This window comes from Pseudoxanthomonas sp. SE1 (genome assembly GCF_029542205.1).
Lineage (GTDB): Bacteria > Pseudomonadota > Gammaproteobacteria > Xanthomonadales > Xanthomonadaceae > Pseudoxanthomonas_A.
Map to the genome: position 1 here is coordinate 3,055,097 of NZ_CP113783.1, position 17,458 is coordinate 3,072,554.

General features: G+C 66.6%; 17 protein-coding genes. 2 read left to right on the top strand and 15 right to left on the bottom strand.

Going from position 1 to position 17,458, the window contains the following annotated elements; translation table 11 throughout:
• Window positions 1-9 precede the first annotated feature (9 nt).
• From purF to OY559_RS14450, 7 genes are all read right to left on the bottom strand, one after another.
• Window positions 10-1,479, bottom strand: coding sequence for an amidophosphoribosyltransferase (gene purF / locus OY559_RS14420; RefSeq protein ID WP_277726933.1), 1,470 nt, complete (start codon window positions 1,477-1,479; stop codon window positions 10-12).
• A gap of 7 nt (window positions 1,480-1,486) precedes the next feature.
• The gene (locus OY559_RS14425) at window positions 1,487-2,098 is read right to left on the bottom strand and encodes a CvpA family protein (protein WP_277726934.1); all 612 of its coding nucleotides are present in this window, start codon (window positions 2,096-2,098) and stop codon (window positions 1,487-1,489) included.
• Window positions 2,099-2,141: 43 nt separating this feature from the next.
• A complete protein-coding gene (locus tag OY559_RS14430) occupies window positions 2,142-3,134 on the bottom strand; it encodes an SPOR domain-containing protein (RefSeq protein ID WP_277726935.1) in 993 nt (330 codons plus the stop codon).
• Window positions 3,135-3,202: 68 nt separating this feature from the next.
• The gene (locus OY559_RS14435; RefSeq protein WP_277726936.1) at window positions 3,203-4,594 is read right to left on the bottom strand and encodes a bifunctional folylpolyglutamate synthase/dihydrofolate synthase; all 1,392 of its coding nucleotides are present in this window, start codon (window positions 4,592-4,594) and stop codon (window positions 3,203-3,205) included.
• A 1-nt stretch (window position 4,595) separates the two neighbouring features.
• Window positions 4,596-5,174, bottom strand: coding sequence for a hypothetical protein (locus OY559_RS14440; protein ID WP_277726937.1), 579 nt, complete (start codon window positions 5,172-5,174; stop codon window positions 4,596-4,598).
• 32 nt (window positions 5,175-5,206) lie between these two features.
• Window positions 5,207-5,851: a histidine phosphatase family protein gene (locus tag OY559_RS14445; protein ID WP_277726938.1), complete on the bottom strand. Its 645-nt coding sequence runs from the start codon at window positions 5,849-5,851 to the stop codon at window positions 5,207-5,209.
• A gap of 111 nt (window positions 5,852-5,962) precedes the next feature.
• Window positions 5,963-8,131, bottom strand: a complete 2,169-nt coding sequence (locus OY559_RS14450) for a S46 family peptidase (protein WP_277726939.1) — start codon at window positions 8,129-8,131, stop codon at window positions 5,963-5,965.
• A gap of 181 nt (window positions 8,132-8,312) precedes the next feature.
• Between OY559_RS14450 and tdh the strand changes: the two genes are divergently transcribed.
• Entirely contained in the window at window positions 8,313-9,347 is a 1,035-nt protein-coding gene (tdh, locus tag OY559_RS14455; RefSeq protein ID WP_277726940.1) for an L-threonine 3-dehydrogenase, read from the top strand.
• A gap of 60 nt (window positions 9,348-9,407) precedes the next feature.
• Here tdh and OY559_RS14460 read toward each other — a convergent pair whose 3' ends face one another.
• From OY559_RS14460 to OY559_RS14480, 5 genes are all read right to left on the bottom strand, one after another.
• Window positions 9,408-10,154 (bottom strand): TorF family putative porin, encoded by a 747-nt coding sequence (locus OY559_RS14460; RefSeq protein WP_277726941.1) that lies wholly within the window; start codon window positions 10,152-10,154, stop codon window positions 9,408-9,410.
• 206 nt (window positions 10,155-10,360) lie between these two features.
• Window positions 10,361-11,410: a sulfate/molybdate ABC transporter ATP-binding protein gene (locus OY559_RS14465; protein ID WP_277726943.1), complete on the bottom strand. Its 1,050-nt coding sequence runs from the start codon at window positions 11,408-11,410 to the stop codon at window positions 10,361-10,363.
• Between the two features lie 10 nt (window positions 11,411-11,420).
• On the bottom strand, window positions 11,421-12,380 hold the full coding sequence (cysW, locus tag OY559_RS14470) for a sulfate ABC transporter permease subunit CysW (protein ID WP_277726944.1): 960 nt from the start codon (window positions 12,378-12,380) through the stop codon (window positions 11,421-11,423).
• Window positions 12,381-12,382: 2 nt separating this feature from the next.
• Window positions 12,383-13,243 carry a sulfate ABC transporter permease subunit CysT gene (gene cysT, locus OY559_RS14475; RefSeq protein WP_277726946.1) on the bottom strand — a complete coding sequence of 287 codons (861 nt, stop codon included), beginning with the start codon at window positions 13,241-13,243 and terminating at the stop codon, window positions 12,383-12,385.
• A gap of 1 nt (window position 13,244) precedes the next feature.
• The gene (locus OY559_RS14480) at window positions 13,245-14,264 is read right to left on the bottom strand and encodes a sulfate ABC transporter substrate-binding protein (RefSeq protein WP_277726947.1); all 1,020 of its coding nucleotides are present in this window, start codon (window positions 14,262-14,264) and stop codon (window positions 13,245-13,247) included.
• A 225-nt stretch (window positions 14,265-14,489) separates the two neighbouring features.
• Here OY559_RS14480 and kbl point away from each other — a divergent pair, with 225 nt between their 5' ends.
• Window positions 14,490-15,689, top strand: coding sequence for a glycine C-acetyltransferase (gene kbl / locus OY559_RS14485; protein WP_277726948.1), 1,200 nt, complete (start codon window positions 14,490-14,492; stop codon window positions 15,687-15,689).
• A 21-nt stretch (window positions 15,690-15,710) separates the two neighbouring features.
• On the opposite strand, the gene OY559_RS14490 is transcribed toward kbl, so the two are convergent.
• The 3 genes from OY559_RS14490 to OY559_RS14500 form a co-directional block, all read right to left on the bottom strand.
• Window positions 15,711-15,998 (bottom strand): hypothetical protein, encoded by a 288-nt coding sequence (locus OY559_RS14490; RefSeq protein ID WP_277730075.1) that lies wholly within the window; start codon window positions 15,996-15,998, stop codon window positions 15,711-15,713.
• 75 nt (window positions 15,999-16,073) lie between these two features.
• Window positions 16,074-16,865: a pseudouridine synthase gene (locus OY559_RS14495; RefSeq protein ID WP_277726949.1), complete on the bottom strand. Its 792-nt coding sequence runs from the start codon at window positions 16,863-16,865 to the stop codon at window positions 16,074-16,076.
• Window positions 16,866-16,914: 49 nt separating this feature from the next.
• Window positions 16,915-17,418: a hypothetical protein gene (locus OY559_RS14500; protein ID WP_277726950.1), complete on the bottom strand. Its 504-nt coding sequence runs from the start codon at window positions 17,416-17,418 to the stop codon at window positions 16,915-16,917.
• Between the last annotated feature and the right edge of the window lie 40 nt (window positions 17,419-17,458).

Below are 17,458 nucleotides of genomic sequence, written 5' to 3' on the forward strand. Positions count from 1 at the left end.
CGCGCCGCTTCAGCCTACGCGGCGCTTGCGCTTGGCTTCGTCCGAACGTGCCTGCTCGATGCGTTCGAAATATCCCGGCTCGATGCCGGTGACGTACTTGCCATCGAAGCACGAGGAATCGAAATCGGCGAGCTGCGGATTGCCTTCGCGCACGGCCGCCTCGAGGTCTTCCAGGTCCTGGTAGATCAGCCAGTCGCAGCCGAGCAGCGTCTCGATCTCCTCGATGCTGCGGTCATGCGCGACCAGTTCGTCGGCCGCCGGCATGTCGATGCCGTAGATGTTGGGGTGGCGCACCGGCGGTGCGGCGCTGGCCAGGTAGACCTTGCGGGCGCCGGCATCGCGCGCCATCTGCACGATCTGCTTGGATGTGGTGCCGCGCACGATGGAGTCGTCGACCAGCAGCACCACGCGGTTGCGGAATTCCAGGTTGATCGGGTTGAGCTTGCGGCGCACGGATTTCACGCGTTCGCCCTGCCCCGGCATGATGAACGTGCGGCCGACATAGCGGTTCTTGATGAACCCTTCGCGGTACTTCACGCCCAGCACGTTGGAGATTTCCAGCGCGGCGTCGCGCGAGGTGTCCGGGATCGGGATGATGGTGTCGATGTCGTGGTCGGGGCGCAGGCGCAGGATCTTCTCGCCCAGCTTCACGCCCATGCGCATGCGCGCCTTGTGCACCGACACGTTGTCGATCATCGAATCGGGACGCGCGAAGTACACGTACTCGAAGATGCACGGCGCGTGGTCCTGGGGCTCGGCGACGATCTCGCTGAACAGCTCGCCGCGCGCAGTGATCACGATGGCCTCGCCCGGCTGCACGTCGCGCATGCGCGTGAAGCCGAGGATATCCAGCGCCGCAGACTCGGAGGCGATGATGTACTCGGTGCCTTCGCTGTGCTCGCGCTTGCCCAGCACCAGTGGGCGGATGCCATGCGGATCGCGGAACGCCACCAGGCCCAGGCCCAGCACCACGCTGACCACCGCATATCCTCCCTTGACGCGGCGATGCACGCCGGCCACCGCACGGATGGCGGCCTCCGGGCTGAGCGTGCGCTGCAGGTCCAGCTCATGCGCGAACACGTTCAACAGCACTTCGCTGTCCGAATCGGTGTTGATGTTGCGGCGGTCCTGCGCGAACACGTCCTGGCGCAGGGCCTCGGTGTTGATCAGGTTGCCGTTGTGCGCCAGCGCGATGCCGTACGGCGAGTTCACGTAGAACGGCTGCGCTTCGTCCATGCCTTCGGATCCGGCAGTCGGATAACGGCAGTGGGCGATGCCCACGCGGCCTTCCAGCACGCTCATCGCCTTGGCGCTGAAGACGTCCCGCACCAGTCCGTTGTCCTTGTGCACGCGCAGGCGCGTGCCGTCGGCGGTGGCGATGCCTGCGGCGTCCTGTCCGCGGTGTTGCAGGACGGTCAGCCCGTCATAAAGCTGGCCGGCGACGTTCTGGTTGCCGACGATTCCGACGATGCCGCACATGGTGGATCTACTCCGGTTTCGACGCGGGTGAGGCGGACGAGGGGGCGTGGTCCTGCGGTGCGCCGGTGTCTTCCAGCGGCATGGGGAGCAGGTTTTGCAGGCGCGCATTATCGCCCGCCGGGCGTCCGTTGCCAAAGTCCAATTCCTGCACGGTCCATTCCGGCAGCCACTGCGACAGCCATTGCGCGCCGGGCAGCAGCATCGGCACGATGGGCGAGCCGCGCCATTCAGGTTCGCGCGGCAGATCCGTGAAGGCCGCCAGCAGCAGGACGATGCAGGCGACGAAAGCACCGCGCGCGAACCCCAGCGCCAGTCCGAGCACGCGATCCAGGCCCGACAGCCCCACCGACTTGACCAGGTGGCGGATGGCCCACCCCGTCAATCCGACGAAGATCATCACGCCGATGAAGCTGAGCGCGTAACCGCCCAGCAGTTCGCTAGCGGAGGGCTGGCCGTCGCTGGACAGCCAATGCGCCGCGTCTCCGCCGTAGTGGAAGGCCACCCAGCCGGCCAGCAACCACGCGACCATCGACGCCAATGCACTGATGAAACCTCGCATCACGCCGAACAGGGTCGACACGCCGACGATGGCCAGCAGGGTCAGGTCGAGGGCGCTCACGCGACGCGCCCGTGGCAATCAGTCGCGCAACAGGGCACATCCATCAAGGATGCGGACGGACCATGCCGTCGACACCGATCCTGGACGCCACCTGTGCCTTCAGGCGGTCCGCATCGGCACGGTTGGCGACCGGCCCGACGCGCACGCGGCTGAGCGTGCCCTTGTCGGTGCGGACCTGTTCGACGAAGGCGCTGAATCCGGCGCCGCGCGCGCGGTCGCGCAAGGCATTGGCGTCGGCGGCATTCGAGAACGCGCCCAATTGCACGGCGAAGCCGGTGCCGGAGGCCGCCGGTTTCGGTGCCTCGGCAGGCTTGGGCGTGGACGCTGCCGGGGTGGTGGCAGGCGCCGGTTTCGTAGCCACCGGCTTCGCTTCGGGCGCAGCCGGCTTCGGCGCGGGCTTGGCGGGTTCGGGCGGCAGCGTCCGGGTGGTAACCGCCAGCGTGGTGGGGGCGGCCGACGCGACCGACGCCGTGGCCGCAGGCGATGCGGTGGCCGGCTCGGTATCGGCAACGTCCAGCGTCACGACCTGCGCGTTGACGTCGCCTCGGATCTTGATCGCGTCCAGTCGCGCGGCTTCGGCCTGCGGACGGTCGGCGTAGGGACCGACGCGCACCCGGAATGCCGGCTTGCCATTGATGGTCGCCGGTTCGACGAAGCCCGGCAGCTTGGCCTGCTTCACGCGCGCCAGTACGGCATCGGCATCGGCCTGCGTGGCATAGGCGCCGAAACTGACGGCGAAGTCGCCGCCTGCCGTGGCGGCCGGCTGCACCGTGCCGGTAGCCGGTGCGGGTTCCGCGGCAGGTGCGGCAACCTGGCCCTGCAGTCCCACGGCGCCGGTTGCGGGCGCATTGCCTGGCGTCACCAGAGGCAGTTCACGCGTCTCGAATTCGCCATCGGCGGCGGGCGGCACGTCCAGCGGCACGTCGGACACACCGCTGTCGGGCGCAGGGCCCTTCACCAGCATGGGCAGGAAGATGACGGCCAGCGCCACCAGCACGACGGCGCCGATCAGGCGCTGTTTCAGGGCAGTATCCATCCAGGTCCACGGGCAGCTGCGGCGGGAATGCCGCGGCGATTATACGGCGCGCATCGGCGCGCTCCCCGTCATCGACCTGAATGCAGGGCCTGCAACGCGTCGGCGACGGTATGGAACGAACCGAACACCAGCACGCGATCTCCCGGCGCTGACGCTTCGAGGGCGGCATGCAGCGCATCCGCCACGCCGGCGTGCTGATCCACCCTCTCCCCGATGGCGCCCTGCAGCCGAGCCGCGAGCTGTTCGGCAGTCTGCGATCGCGGACCGACCTTCAATCCGGCCAGGAACCAGTGCAGGGGTGCATCGCTGAGCGCACCCGCGATGCCGTGTACATCCTTGTCGGCGAGCGCGGCGAACACGACACGGGTGGTGCCCGCTACCGGGTTCCTTTGCAGCCATGACGCAAGCTCGCGCGCCGCCTGGGGGTTGTGGCCTACATCCAGCACCACCTGCACGCCATCGCGCTCGAACGTCTGCAGTCGCCCCGGCAATGCGGCCCTCGCGACGCCGGCAGCGAAAGCCTCGTCAGCGATCACCACGCCCGGCAGTGCACGCAGCGCAGCGATCGCCGTTGCCGCGTTCGCACGCTGCGACGGCGCGGACAAGGCGGGCACCGGCAGTTCCAGTTCGGCCCCGACTTCGCGCCAGCGCCAACGCTGGCTGTCGATGGGTTCGTGGAAGAAGTCACTGCCCAGCCGGAGTGCATTCGCGCCGATGGCGTAGGCATGGCGCAACACGCTGGACGGCGAATCCACTTCGCCGAGCACCAGCGGTTTCCAGGCACGCGCGATGCCCGCCTTCTCGGCGCCGATGGCCTCGCGGTCGTTGCCCAGCCAGTCGGTGTGGTCGATGTCGACCGTGGTGATGACGGCGACATCGGGTTCGACGATGTTCACCGCATCCAGTCGCCCGCCCAGCCCGATCTCCAGCACGACCAGATCAAGCCCCGCGCGCTCGAACAGCCACAGCGCGGCCAGTGTGCCGAACTCGAAATAGGTCAGCGGAATGCCGGGGCTCTCCTCTTCAAGGGGAGGGTTGGGTGGGGATGGTGTCGCGTCGCTATCGGAAACACGCGCGCTTCGTTCGACCCTCACCCCAACCCCTCTCCCACCGGTAGAGGGGCTCACGCGCGCCGCTTCGACGGCAGCGAATGCTTCGACCAGCGAGGCGTCATCCACCTCCACGCCATCGATGCGCACGCGCTCGTTGTAGCGCAGCAGGTGCGGCGAGGTGTACGCACCCACCTTCCAGCCGGCGGCACGCGCGATGGTCTCGATGAAGGCCACGGTCGAGCCCTTGCCGTTGGTGCCGCCGACGGTGATCACGCGTGTGGCGGGCTTGCCGAGCGCCAGCCGCATTGCGACTTCGCGCACGCGGTCCAAGCCCATGTCGATGGAGTTGGGATGCTGTTGCTCGATGTATTCGAGCCAGTCGTCGAGGGTAAGCAGCGCGCGTGACATGTCAGTTGCCGGATTCGATATGCCGGATGCTGGAGCCGAACAGCGACCGTCGGCCGCTCAGCACCACCGACACCTGTTGCTCGGGATGGCGATGATAGAACGCTTCACGGATACACAAGTAGCGCGGAAAGGCCTGCTCCATCGGGCCGCCTCGCAATCGGTAGTCGCATGCACGACGGTTGGGGGTGTAGTGCGTCTGCATGATGTGGGATTCGCGGAATGCTTCCCCGAACACGCACGTCCACGCCCATGGCAAGGACCTGGCCAACACCAGCCAGCCAACGAGGCCCAGCATCACGGGCATCCCGCAAAGAAGGAACAGGAACTTGAGGAACCCCTGGTCGAGCAGGAGGGCCGTGCGTCCATGGCGGCGGGCATGGCCGATCAACAACGCCGTTCCGATCACGCCACCGACCAGGAACAGCAGGGCGACATGGAGGCCGTGCAAGGCGGGCGCAGGCACGAAGTCGACGAACAGACCCATCAGCGCCAACGCACAGGTGCCAAGTACCGCCACGGTCGCGGCGACCTGACCAGGCGCAGGCGCGTCCGAGCCGAACCAGACCGCTTTCCAACCCATCTGCGCTCGCAGGGTGTCGCCGCCGCCGGACTCTACAACGCCCGATGCTTCGCTTCGCCGAAGAACGGCGTATGGTGCGCGCAATCGTTGAGGCGCACGACTTCGAGTTGGTCGACCGACGGCCCTTCCAGCAGATTGAGCGTGGTCGGGGCCTGGCGGAACGTCCAGAGTTTCGCGATCGGCAGGCCCAGGATGCGGCACAGCAGGACGCGGTTGACCGCATCGTGCGCGACGACCAGCAAGGTGTCGTCATCGCCCAGCCCGTCGGCAGCGCGCGCGAGGCCGCGCCAGGAACGGTCCAGCACCTGGCGTAGCGATTCGCCGCCCGGCATGAGGACGGTATCCGGCTCCTCACGCCAGGCGAGCAGACGCGCCGGGTCCTTCTCCTGGATTTCGCTGGCGAGCAGGCCTTCCCATTCGCCGTGGGCGATTTCCTGCAGGTCGGCATCCGTCTGCAGCAGATCGGCGCGCGCTTCACCCAGCGCCAGCTGCGCGGTGAGCTGCGCGCGCGACAGCGGCGAGGCCACGGCGCGATCGATGCGCACGTCCTTCAGGCGCTGGCCCAGCGCAGTCGCCTGACCTTCGCCGACCGGCGAAAGCGGGATGTCGATCTGGCCCTGGTAACGGCCTTCGGCGTTCCACGGCGTTTCGCCGTGGCGGGCAAGCAGGATGCGCATGCGTCGGTGTGTCCATTCGAGGAAAACGGTCCGGTTTCCGGGGGCCGGAAACGAAGACGGGAGCGGATGATAACCGCTCCCGTCCCGTGTCTGCCGCAGCCGTTGCAGGTGTTACTTGCCTACGTCCATTTCCTTCAGCAACTGCGGCGCCGGGTAGACCTCCTGCATGATCCAGCGCAGGTAGCGGCCATCGACGGCGATCATGCGGGTCATTTCCGGATCGAACACCCAGTTGGAGCTGACAGATTCCCAGTTGCCGTCGAAGGCCAGGCCCACCAGCTTGCCGTGCGCATCGAGCACGGGCGAACCGGAGTTGCCGCCGGTGATGTCCAGATCGGACAGGTAGTTCACCGGCACCGAACCGATGCGCTTGTCTTCCAGCCCGCCGTAGCGCTTGGCGGCCACCGCATCGAGCAGCGCCTTCGGCGAATCGAACGGATCCTGTCCGGTTTCCTTCGCCACCACGCCTTCCAGGGTGGTGAACGGTGTGTACTCCACGCCGTCCTTCGGTGCGTAACCCATCACGTTGCCGAAGGTGATGCGCAGCGACAGGTTGGCATCGGGATAGACGAACTCGCCCTGGCTCTTCTTGTAGTCGGCCAGCGCCTGCAGGTAGACCGGGCGGGCGGCCAGGTTCTCGCCGGCACGCGTCTTGCGCTCCTGCTCCAGCTTCAGCAGTGTCGGCATTACCGCGACCGCGTATTGGATGGCCGGATCGTTGCTGGCTTCGAATGCCTTGCGGTCGGCGGCAAACCACTTCAGCCGCTCTTCCGTGCTGCCGAGCTTCGTGCCGGCCAGTCGGTCGAGCGCGCGCTTCACCGCCGCGGCATCGTTGCCGCCCAGCCATGCATCGATCGCGGCGACGCGCTGGCCGGCGGGCAGCTTGATGTATTCGTTCAACCAATATTCCTGCAACTGCCGATCCATCGCGGCCACGTAGCGGCGCTCGAGCTGCTTCAGGCCGCCCTCGATGGCCGGCAGGTCGCGTTCCTGGTAGCCGGATTCGCGTTCGGCATTCGGCTTTTCGCGTTCGATCGACAGGCGGTACAGCTGCGAGGCGGAGCCCAGCATCGCGGTGTTGTTGAACAGCGCCAGCGTCAGGTCGCGCTCGCGCGTGGCCTTGTTCTGCTCCAGCAGCGCGAGCAACTTCGCATGCGCGTCCAGCGCCGCCTGGCCCTTGATGCCCTGGCCCTTCAGCCAGCCCAGCACGGCGGCTTCCTCTCGCTGTTTCTGGCCGGCGGCGTCGATGCGCTTGAAGCCTTCCAACTGGCCGTCGTAGTTCTTGCTGGTGTTGTTCCAGCCGGCCATGGTGGCGGCGTACTTCACCTGGATGTCGGCGTTCTTCTTGCCGGCTTCCTGCACCATCGCGATCTGGTTCTTGTAGTGGCGCGCGATGGTCGGATAGGTCCACTGCGCGGTGTTGTCGAACTCGGCCGCCAGCGCGTAGCGGTTGGTCGAACCCGGATAGCCCGCCACCATGACGAAATCGCCCTCGCCCAGCGGCTGGTCGGCGAACTTCAGCCAGTGCTTCGGCTGGTACGGCACGTTGTCCCTGGAGAACGCGGCCGGCTTGCCGTCCTTGCCCACGTAGGCACGGTAGAACGCGAAGTCGCCGGTGTGGCGCGGCCACATCCAGTTGTCGATGTCGCCGCCGTACTTGCCGACGCTGCCCGGCGGTGCGTACGCCAGGCGCACGTCCTTGATCTCCAGGTTCTTGAACAGGCGATAGGTGTTGCCGCCGGAGAAGCTGTACAGACGGCAGCGGAAGCCGGCATCGGCCTCGCAGTCAGCGATCAGCTTCTTCTCGAATGCCTCGAGCGCTTTCGTGCGCGCCAAGGCATCGTTGCCGGCGGAGGCGATGGCGGCCTGCGCATCCTTGGTCACGTCGGTGATTTCATCCAGCACGAACACGCGCGCGTTCGGGCCCGCGCTGACTTCATCGCCCGTCGTCGGCGCGTTGAAGCCGTTCTTGATCAGGTTGTTCTCGGCCGTGGAGTTCAGCTGGATGGCGCCGTAGGCGCAGTGGTGGTTGGTGACCACCAGGCCGTTCGGCGACACGAAGCTGGCGGTGCAGCCACCCAGCGCGACCACGGCGCCCATCGGGTCGCCGGTGAGATCGGAGATCTGCTGCGGCGACAGCTTCAGGCCTGCCTTCTTCAGCGGCCCGGCGATCTCGGGCAGTTGCTGCGGCACCCACATGCCCTCGCCCGCATGGGCGATCTGGGCGGCGAGCAGGGACAGCGGGACCGCGACGGCGGCGGCGAGCAGGTTAGGACGCATGGAAACCCCGGGACTGGCAGGAAAGTCCCGATTGTAATGATCCCGTCATCCGCGCCGGCCATGACTTATGTCCTATGCCGCCGAGAGATGTCGCGCGCCATCCCTGTCAAGAGGCGTCGCAACAGGGGCGCCGGGGACCGGGGCGTATAATCCGCGCCCTCATTCCCTGGATCGACGTCCGATGGCACAGACGATGAAGGCGCTGGTGAAGCGCGAGGCCGGCAAGGGCATCTGGATGGAGGAACTCCCCGTCCCGCAGCCCGGCCCCAACGAGGTGCTGATCAAGCTGGAGAAGACCGCGATCTGCGGCACCGACCTGCACATCTACCTGTGGGACGAATGGAGCCAGCGCACCATCAAGCCCGGCCTGACCATCGGCCACGAATTCGTGGGCCGCATCGCGCAGCTCGGTTCCGCCGTCACCGGCTATGAGGTCGGCCAGCGCGTCTCGGCCGAAGGCCACATCGTCTGCGGCCACTGCCGCAACTGCCGCGGCGGCCGCCAGCACCTGTGCCCGAACACCGTGGGCATCGGCGTGAACCGCAACGGCGCCTTCGCCGAGTACATGGTGATGCCGGCCAGCAACCTGTGGCCGATCCCGGATCAGATCCCCAGCGAACTGGCTGCGTTCTTCGATCCCTATGGCAACGCGGCGCACTGCGCGCTCGAGTTCGACGTGGTCGGCGAGGACGTGCTGATCACCGGCGCTGGCCCCATCGGCATCATCGCCGCGGGCATCTGCAAGCACATCGGCGCACGCAACGTGGTGGTCACCGACGTCAACGACTTCCGCCTGAAGCTGGCCGCCGACATGGGCGCCACGCGCGTGGTCAACGTGGCCAACCAGTCGCTCAAGGACGTGATGGCGGACCTGCACATGGAAGGCTTCGACGTGGGCCTGGAGATGAGCGGCAACCCGCGCGCCTTCAACGACATGCTGGACTGCATGTACCACGGCGGCAAGATTGCGCTGCTCGGCATCCTGCCCAAGGGCGCCGGCGTGGACTGGGACCGCATCATCTTCAAGGGCCTCACCGTGCAGGGCATCTACGGCCGCAGGATGTACGAGACCTGGTACAAGATGACGCAACTGGTGCTGGGCGGCTTCCCGCTGGGCAAGGTGCTGACGCACCAGCTGCCGATCGACGATTTCCAGAAGGGCTTCGATCTGATGGAACAGGGCAAGGCTGGCAAGGTGGTGTTGAGCTGGAACTGATCCGCATCCCGGCACCCACAAAAAAGGCGCCTTGCGGCGCCTTTTTTGCGTCATCCCCTATCAGGGAACGGCAACGGCAATCGTGAACACCAGGCCCGGCTTGTAGATGTCCGAGCCACGACGCAGCTCGGACGCGTCCGAACCGAAGGTGTCGTAGTAGCCCAGCGTCGCCGTCGCAGGACCGAAGCCCTTGGAGAGGGTAACGGAGCCATCGTAGAAGTCGGCGCGGCCATCGCTGCCGGCATCGATGGAGGTGTAGCCCGTGGTGGCACCCACCGAGAAGCCGGAATCGCCGATGTCGTAGCTGGCCGACAGGCCCGCATAGATTTCTTCCGCGCCGGTGTTGCTGTAGTCGTCGGCGTACGCGAGGATGCCGCCTACGGTCACGGGGCCACTCCAGGTCACCTTCGCGATGTATTCGTTGTAATCGATATCCCCGTACCCATCGGAAGCGCTTTCATAGGTGTAGCGGTTCACACCCAGGTCCAGGTTCCAGCTGTCGTTGAGATCCTTGTTCCAGCCGACGTAGTAGTCGACCTCATAGTCAGGGCCGCCCTCTCCGAAATCCACGTTCGACGCCCATACGCCCGCATACAGGCCGAAGGGCGCGGAGTAGCTGGCACCGGCCTGGAATGCCGGTTCGTTGTCGGTCTGGGACACGCCGCGGAACACGTAGTCCGTCGTCACCGCGAAGGTCGCGCTGAACGGGGAGGACGCTTCTTCCTCGGCATCCTGGGCGAAGGCGGACAGCGGAAGCGCCAGCAACAGGACAGTGGCAAGGGCGGTGCAGAGCTTGACGGGCTTCATCCGGATTCTCCTGGTCGATGGGCGGACGGTGGCGGCTGGCGTGGCGGTGATGGCGGTCGTGAGACCGTAATCGCAGCTTCACGGTTTTTTAACTGCGCCCCGATAGTGCGCCGCAACAATCGTCGACGTCAAGTGCCTGTCCGCACGTCGGATAATTGGTTTCTTTTTCAATCAATTCAGCAGCTTACATCGCATCACGTTGGTGCCTACGCACCCTTTAGGGGAAACCATCCGAACCGTTTTGGTGCCAGGTGCACCGGCTGTCCGGGGGTGGTGGCCGGGCTTTCGTGGTCGGCGGGCAAGTCCACGTCGACCTCGATGGCATCGCCCTGGAGCCGCGCCCGCAGGCGCAGGCGCGGACCGTTCCGCTGCGCGCCGATGATCGTCGCCGGCCAGCCGGGCCCCTCTTCCACCACCCGCAGGTCCTCCGGGCGCACGAAGACTTCGCCCTGTCCCTGCCCTGCCTGCTCACGCGGCGGCAGCGGCAACCCTGCAGCCCGCAGCGTGCCTGCTTCCCAGTGCGCGGGCAGGCGATTGACCGCACCAACGAAGGAATAGACGAAGGGCGAGGCCGGCGCATCATAGGTATCCGCCGGACTGCCGAGTTGTTCGATGCGTCCCCGGTTGAGGATCGCCACGCGGTCGGCCAGTTCCAGCGCTTCTTCCTGGTCGTGCGTCACGAACACGGTGGTCAGACCCGTGCGGTCATGCAGTTCCCGCAGCCAGCGACGCAGATCCCGGCGGACCTGCGCATCGAGGGCGCCGAAAGGCTCATCGAGCAGCAGCACGCGCGGCTCTATCGCCAGCGCACGCGCCAGCGCCACGCGCTGCCGCTGGCCGCCTGACAGCTGCGCCGGATACCGCGTGCCGAATCCGTCCAGTTGCACGAGCGAAAGCAGTTCCGCGACGCGCGCGCGGATGGTGGCATCCAGCATCCGCTCGTGGCCGCGCCGCACGCGCAGACCGAACGCGATGTTCTCCTCCACCGTCAGGTGGCGGAACAGCGCGTAGTGCTGGAACACGAAACCCGCACGCCGCGCCTGCACGCTGAGGCGGGTCGCGTCCTCGCCATCGAACAGCACGCGTCCACCGTCCGCATGTTCGAGCCCGGCGATCACGCGCAGCAGCGTGGTCTTGCCGGACCCCGACGGCCCCAGCAGCGCCAGCAGTTCACCCTGGCGGATGTCGAGCGATACATCGTCCAGCGCCTTGAAGTCGCCGAACTGCTTGTCCAGGTGTTCGATCTTGATGCCCATGGTCGTTTTCTCAATGACGGTGGTTGGCGGCCAGCGCTTCGCCGTGGCGCCACTCCAGCCAGGTCTTCAGCACCAGTGTCACCAGTGCAGTCAGCGCCAGCAGCGAGGCCGCCGCGAACGCCGCGCTGTAGGCGTACTCGTTGTAGAGGATCTCCACATGCAGGGGCAGCGTGTTGGTGCGCCCGCGGATGTGGCCGGACACCACCGACACCGCGCCGAACTCGCCCAGCGCGCGCGCACTGCACAGCAGGACGCCGTACAGCAACGCCCAGCGGATGTTCGGCAGTGTCACCCGCCAGAAGGTTTGCCAGCCATTCGCGCCCAGGCTGAGTGCCGCCAGTTCCTCGTCCGTGCCCTGCTGCTCCATCAATGGCATCAGCTCGCGCGCGATGAACGGAAACGTCACGAAGATCGTCGCCAGCACGATGCCCGGCAGCGCGAAGATGATCTTCGGCAACTGCAGGTGCAGGTCGCCCAGCAGCGGCAGCGTGAAGCGCCAGCCCTCGTCGACCAGCGAATACGCCCAGCCCTGCGCACCGAAGATCAGCACGTAGATCAGGCCCGCCACCACCGGCGACACCGCGAACGGCAGGTCGATCAGCGTGACCAGCCAGCGTTTCCCTCGGAACTCATGCTTGCTGACCGCCCATGCCGCTGCCACGCCGAAGAGCAGGTTCAGCGGCACGACGATGGCGGTCACCAGCAGCGTCAGGTTCACCGCAGCCAATGCATCGACCTCGGTGATGGCGGCCGCGAACGCCACCCAGCCGCCCCGCAGCGCTTCGACGAACACCAGCGCCAGCGGCAGCAGCAGGAACGACAGCAGGAAGGCGAGCGCGCCCAGCACCAGCAGCACCTGGACCCATACGGGTTCGGTCGTGGCGGCATTGCGACGCGCAGGACGTACTTGTGCTTCCACGACGGACGACTCCGGGAGAATGGCGGTGACGGCGGAAGCGGCGCCGTCCATCGTCAGCCCCCTGCCCGCTTGCCGGTGCGCTGCAGACGCGCCTGCAACGTGTTGATCAGCAGCAGCAACGCGAACGACAGCAACAGCATGGCCGCCGCGATCGCCGTGGCACCCTCGTAGTCGAACTCTTCCAGCTTGATCGTGATCAGCAGCGGCGCGATCTCCGAGACGCCCGGCAGATTGCCGGCGATGAAGATCACCGATCCGTACTCGCCCACGCCGCGTGCGAAGGCCAGCGCGAAGCCGGCCAGCACGGCCGGCCACAGCGTGGGCAGCACCACGTGGCGAACCGTCTGCCAGCGGTTCGCCCCCAGGGTGGCGGCCGCTTCTTCCAGCTCCGTCTCGATTTCCGCAAGCACTGGCTGCACCACGCGCACGACGAAAGGCAATCCGATGAACACCAGCGCCACGGTGATGCCGAGCGGTGTGTACGCCACCTTGATGCCGGCGGCTTCCAGCCATTGCCCGATCCAACCGGTGGGCCCGTACAACGCGGTCAACGCAATGCCCGCCACAGCGGTAGGCAGCGCGAACGGCAGATCGATCATCGCGTCGAACACGCGCTTGCCGGGGAAGCGGTAGCGCACGAACACCCAGGCGACCAGCGTACCCATCACGGCGTTGAATGCGGCGGCTGCCAGCGCCGTGCCGAAGCTGACACGCAAGGCCGCCAGCACACGTGGCTCGGTCCAGATCGCCCAGATACCCGCCGCACCCAGCCCACTGGCCTTGGCGAACACACCCACCAGCGGAATCAACACGATCAGCCCCAGCCAGGCCAGCGTATACCCCAGGCTGAGGCCGAAACCGGGGATGACGCGCCTGGCGCGCGCCTTTCCCGGCCATGGTTGAACGGCCGCCACCTTACTTCGCCTGGATCTGGTCGAACACGCCACCGTCCGCGAAGTGCGTGGCCTGCGCCTTCGCCCAGGAACCGAAAATGCCGTCGATCGTCACCAGTTCCAGCTTCGGGAAGCGCGCGATGTCTTCCTGCGCCGCATGCTGCGGGTAACGCGGACGATAGTAGTGTCTGGCCGCGAGCCGCTGGCCCGTTGGCGAATACAGGTACTTCAGGTACGCCTGCGCCGCTTCACGCGTACCGTGCCTGTCGACATTGCGATCCACCAGCGCCACCGGCGGCTCGGCCAGGATCGACAACGACGGCACCACGATGTCGAACTTGTCGGGGCCCAGTTCCTCGATCGACAGGAAGGCCTCGTTTTCCCACGCCAGCAGGACGTCGCCGATGCCGCGCTGGACGAACGTGGTGGTCGAGCCGCGCGCGCCGGTGTCAAGGACGGGCACGTTGCGGAACAACGCACGCACGAACCTGCGCGTCTTCGCTTCGTCGCCCTTGAATATGGTCAGGCCGTAGGCCCATGCGGCCAGGTAGTTCCAGCGCGCGCCGCCCGAGGTCTTCGGATTCGGCGTGATGACCGAGATGCCCGGCTTCACCAGGTCGTGCCAGTCTCGGATCTTCTTCGGATTGCCCTTGCGCACCAGGAAGACAATCGTCGAGGTGTACGGCGCGCTGTTCTCCGGCAGGCGCGATTGCCAGTTCGCCGGAAACAGCGCGGCGCGCCGGGAAATCGAGTCGATGTCGTAGGCCAGCGCCAGCGTCACCACATCGGCCTCGAGGCCATCGATGACCGAGCGCGCCTGCTTGCCGGAACCGCCGTGCGAGGTCTCGATACTGACCTTCTGCCCCTTGGTCTTCTGCCACTCGGCGGCGAAGGCGGCATTGAACTCGCGATAGAACTCGCGCGTCGGGTCGTAGGACACATTGAGCAGCTTGATGTCCCTGGCACCCGCGGCGGCTGCCAGCGTCAGGCTCAACGCGAGCAGGGCATTGCGGGCATGGCGTCGGAACGGATAGGTATTCATCGAGGTTCTGGAGGCCGCAGGCGGCCCGTGCGCGGGAGAGTGGTCTCATGCATCCAGCCCGGGTCCAGGGTGGACGGGCCGTTGCCGGCCGGAACGCAATGCTGCTTGCGCACCCGCCGGCGGGGAAATAACCAAATGGCAAGCGCTTATGTCCTTCCCGCATGACGCCGGGCTGCTCCGGGGCGGAAAGGTAGAATGGCGGCCTTCCCTTCCAGTCCGCCCCTCATGTCCAACCCGCTCACCGCCCACTACGCCACCACCCTCGACGAGATCCGCGCCCAGGGCCTGTTCAAGGCCGAGCGGATCATCACCAGCCCGCAGTCGGCGGAAATCACGCTGGCCGACGGGCGCACGGTGCTGAACTTCTGCGCCAACAACTACCTGGGGCTGGCCGACCATCCGGACATCATCCAGGCGGCGAAGGACGCGCTGGACACGCACGGCTTCGGCATGGCCTCGGTGCGCTTCATCTGCGGCACGCAGGACTTGCACAAGCAGCTGGAGAAGACGATCGCGGACTTCTTCGGCACGGAGGACACGATCCTCTACGCGGCCTGCTTCGATGCCAACGGCGGCCTGTTCGAGCCGCTGCTGGGCGAAGACGACGCGATCATTTCCGATGCACTGAACCACGCATCGATCATCGACGGCGTGCGCCTGTGCAAGGCCAAGCGCTTCCGCTACGCCAACTGCGACATGGCCGACCTGGAAGCGCAGTTGCAAGCGGCCGATGCGGCCGGCTGCAAGACCAAGCTGATCACCACCGACGGCGTGTTCTCGATGGATGGCTTCATCGCACCGCTGGACGAGATCACCGCGCTGGCGAAGAAATACAACGCCCTGGTGCACATCGACGAATGCCACGCGACCGGCTTTCTCGGTGCGACGGGCCGCGGCTCAGCCGAAGTGAAGGGCGTGCTGGACAGGATCGACATCATCACGGGCACGCTGGGCAAGGCGATGGGCGGCGCGCTGGGCGGCTTCACCACGGCGAGGAAGGAAGTGGTCGAACTGCTGCGCCAGCGCTCGCGACCGTACCTGTTCTCCAACTCGCTGCCGCCGCATGTCGTGGCCGCCGGCATCAAGGCCTTCGAGATGCTCGATGCGGCCGGTGACCTGCGCGAGACGCTGGCCGCCAACACCGCCTACTTCCGCGAGAAGATGACCGCTGCCGGCTTCGACATCAAGCCGGGCGTGCACCCCATCAGCCCGGTGATGCTGTACGACGCACCGCTTGCACAGCGCTTCGCCGAGCGCCTGCTGGAGGAAGGGATCTATGCGATCGGCTTCTTCTTCCCGGTGGTCGCGAAGGGCCAGGCCCGCATCCGCACGCAGATGAGCGCCGCGCACACGCGTGAACATCTGGATCGCGCCATCGATGCCTTCACCCGCATCGGTCGCGAGTTGGGCGTACTGAAGGCGTAGCCGAAGCCTGTGCGCCCGCGGTCAGCGGGCGCGTTTGGCGATGGCGGAAGGCTTCGGCTTGGCTGGCGCGCCCTTGGCGACGCGAATGCCGCGCGCCTTCATCCAGGCATCGAACTCTTCCGCCGTCATCTTGCGGCCGTTCTGCTGCATGTCGAAGCGATGGCCATGCGGCCCCGGGCGTACGCTGACGACATCCTCCTTCGCGCCGGCGGTACTGGCGTGTGGCGGTTTCGAGGCGCAACCCGCCGCCATACCGATGACAAACAGAACAGCGAAACGCGCAGGCAAGCGCGCCGTCAGGTCGAGCATGGCAATTCCCCAGTGGTCAGGCGTGAGCGAGTGTAGGCAAGCACACCGCCGCGAACCCTGACCGCTGTCGCGCAATCAGCAGCCGGTCATCGGCGCCAGCGCTTCGCGTTCCGCTGCATCGAGCATGCGCCATGCGCCCTTCGCCAACGTGCCCAGCACCAACGGTCCGATGGCAACCCGGACCAGCCGCAACACGCGGATGTCGAAAGCCTCAAGCAGTCGCCGGATCTGCCGGTTGCGGCCTTCATCGAGCACGATCTCCACCCAGGCATTGCGTTCGCCGGCACGCAACAGGCGTGCCTGGCGCGCAGCCAGATGTTCCCCTCCGACGTGGATACCCGCTTGCAGCGCGCGCAACAATGCCTCGTCGGGCACCCGATCGATCTGCACGTGGTAGGTCTTGTCGGGCCCGTACGCAGGATCCGTGACGCGTGAGGCCCATTCCGGATCGTTGGTGAAAAGCAGCAGACCCTCGCTGGCTTTGTCCAACCGCCCGACCGGCGCGGTCCATGGCAGGCCTGCACCTTCCAGACAACGATAGACGGTATCGCGCCCGCGTTCGTCGCGCGTCGTCGTGACCAGGCCGCGAGGCTTGTTGAGCATCAGGTAATGGCGATCCGCAGCCGCAGCCGCCTGGCCATCCACGCGCACGACGGCATGGCCGGCAACCACCGGGAATTCCGGATCGCGAACGATGCGCCCGTCGACGGACACCCTGCCGTCGGTGATCCAGCGCGCGGCTTCCGTTCGCGAGCAGACGCCCTGTTTGGACAGAATGCGCGCCAATCCGTGTCGCGCTGCGGGACTGCCGGGCACGCCCTGACGCGCGGTCGTCCGCGTATCGCGAGGCGTTCTGCGCTGAGGCATGGCGGTGTCCGGCAGGAAAAAACGGCCGGGGGTACCGGCCGTTCGTCGATCAGTTCTTTTTCGCCGGCTCGGCGGGAGCCGGCGCCGGTGCAGCGGCCGGCGCACCAGGCGCCTTGACCACGCGCACGCCACGCGACTTCATCCAGGCATCGAACTCATCGGCGGTCATGCGCTTGCCGTTCTGGCTCATGTCGAACCGCCAGGGCGAGTTGTCGTGCGCGGTCTTCGGCTGGTATGCCGCCGGGCTCGCAGTGGCAGCCGTTGCAGCCGCGGGCGCGGGCAGCGCCTTGGCAACGTTGCGACATCCCTCGATACGCAGGCGCATCAGCACGCGGTCCACCGACTGCGCTTCGTCGAATGCATGCGACGCCAGCACACCGCTGGGAGCACCCAACTGCGTGGCGGTGGCAGTGAATTCCGGTGCGACCGGCGCGATCACCGTGTTGGATCGCTTCAACGGCACCGGCACGAGGCTGCCCGTGCAGTCGGGTGCGGCATGGGCGGCAGGAATCGCGACGATGCACAGCAGACTGGCGAGGACGTGACGGCGCATCGTGGAACTCCTGAGTATTCCTGTTCGTGCGGCGAGTTTA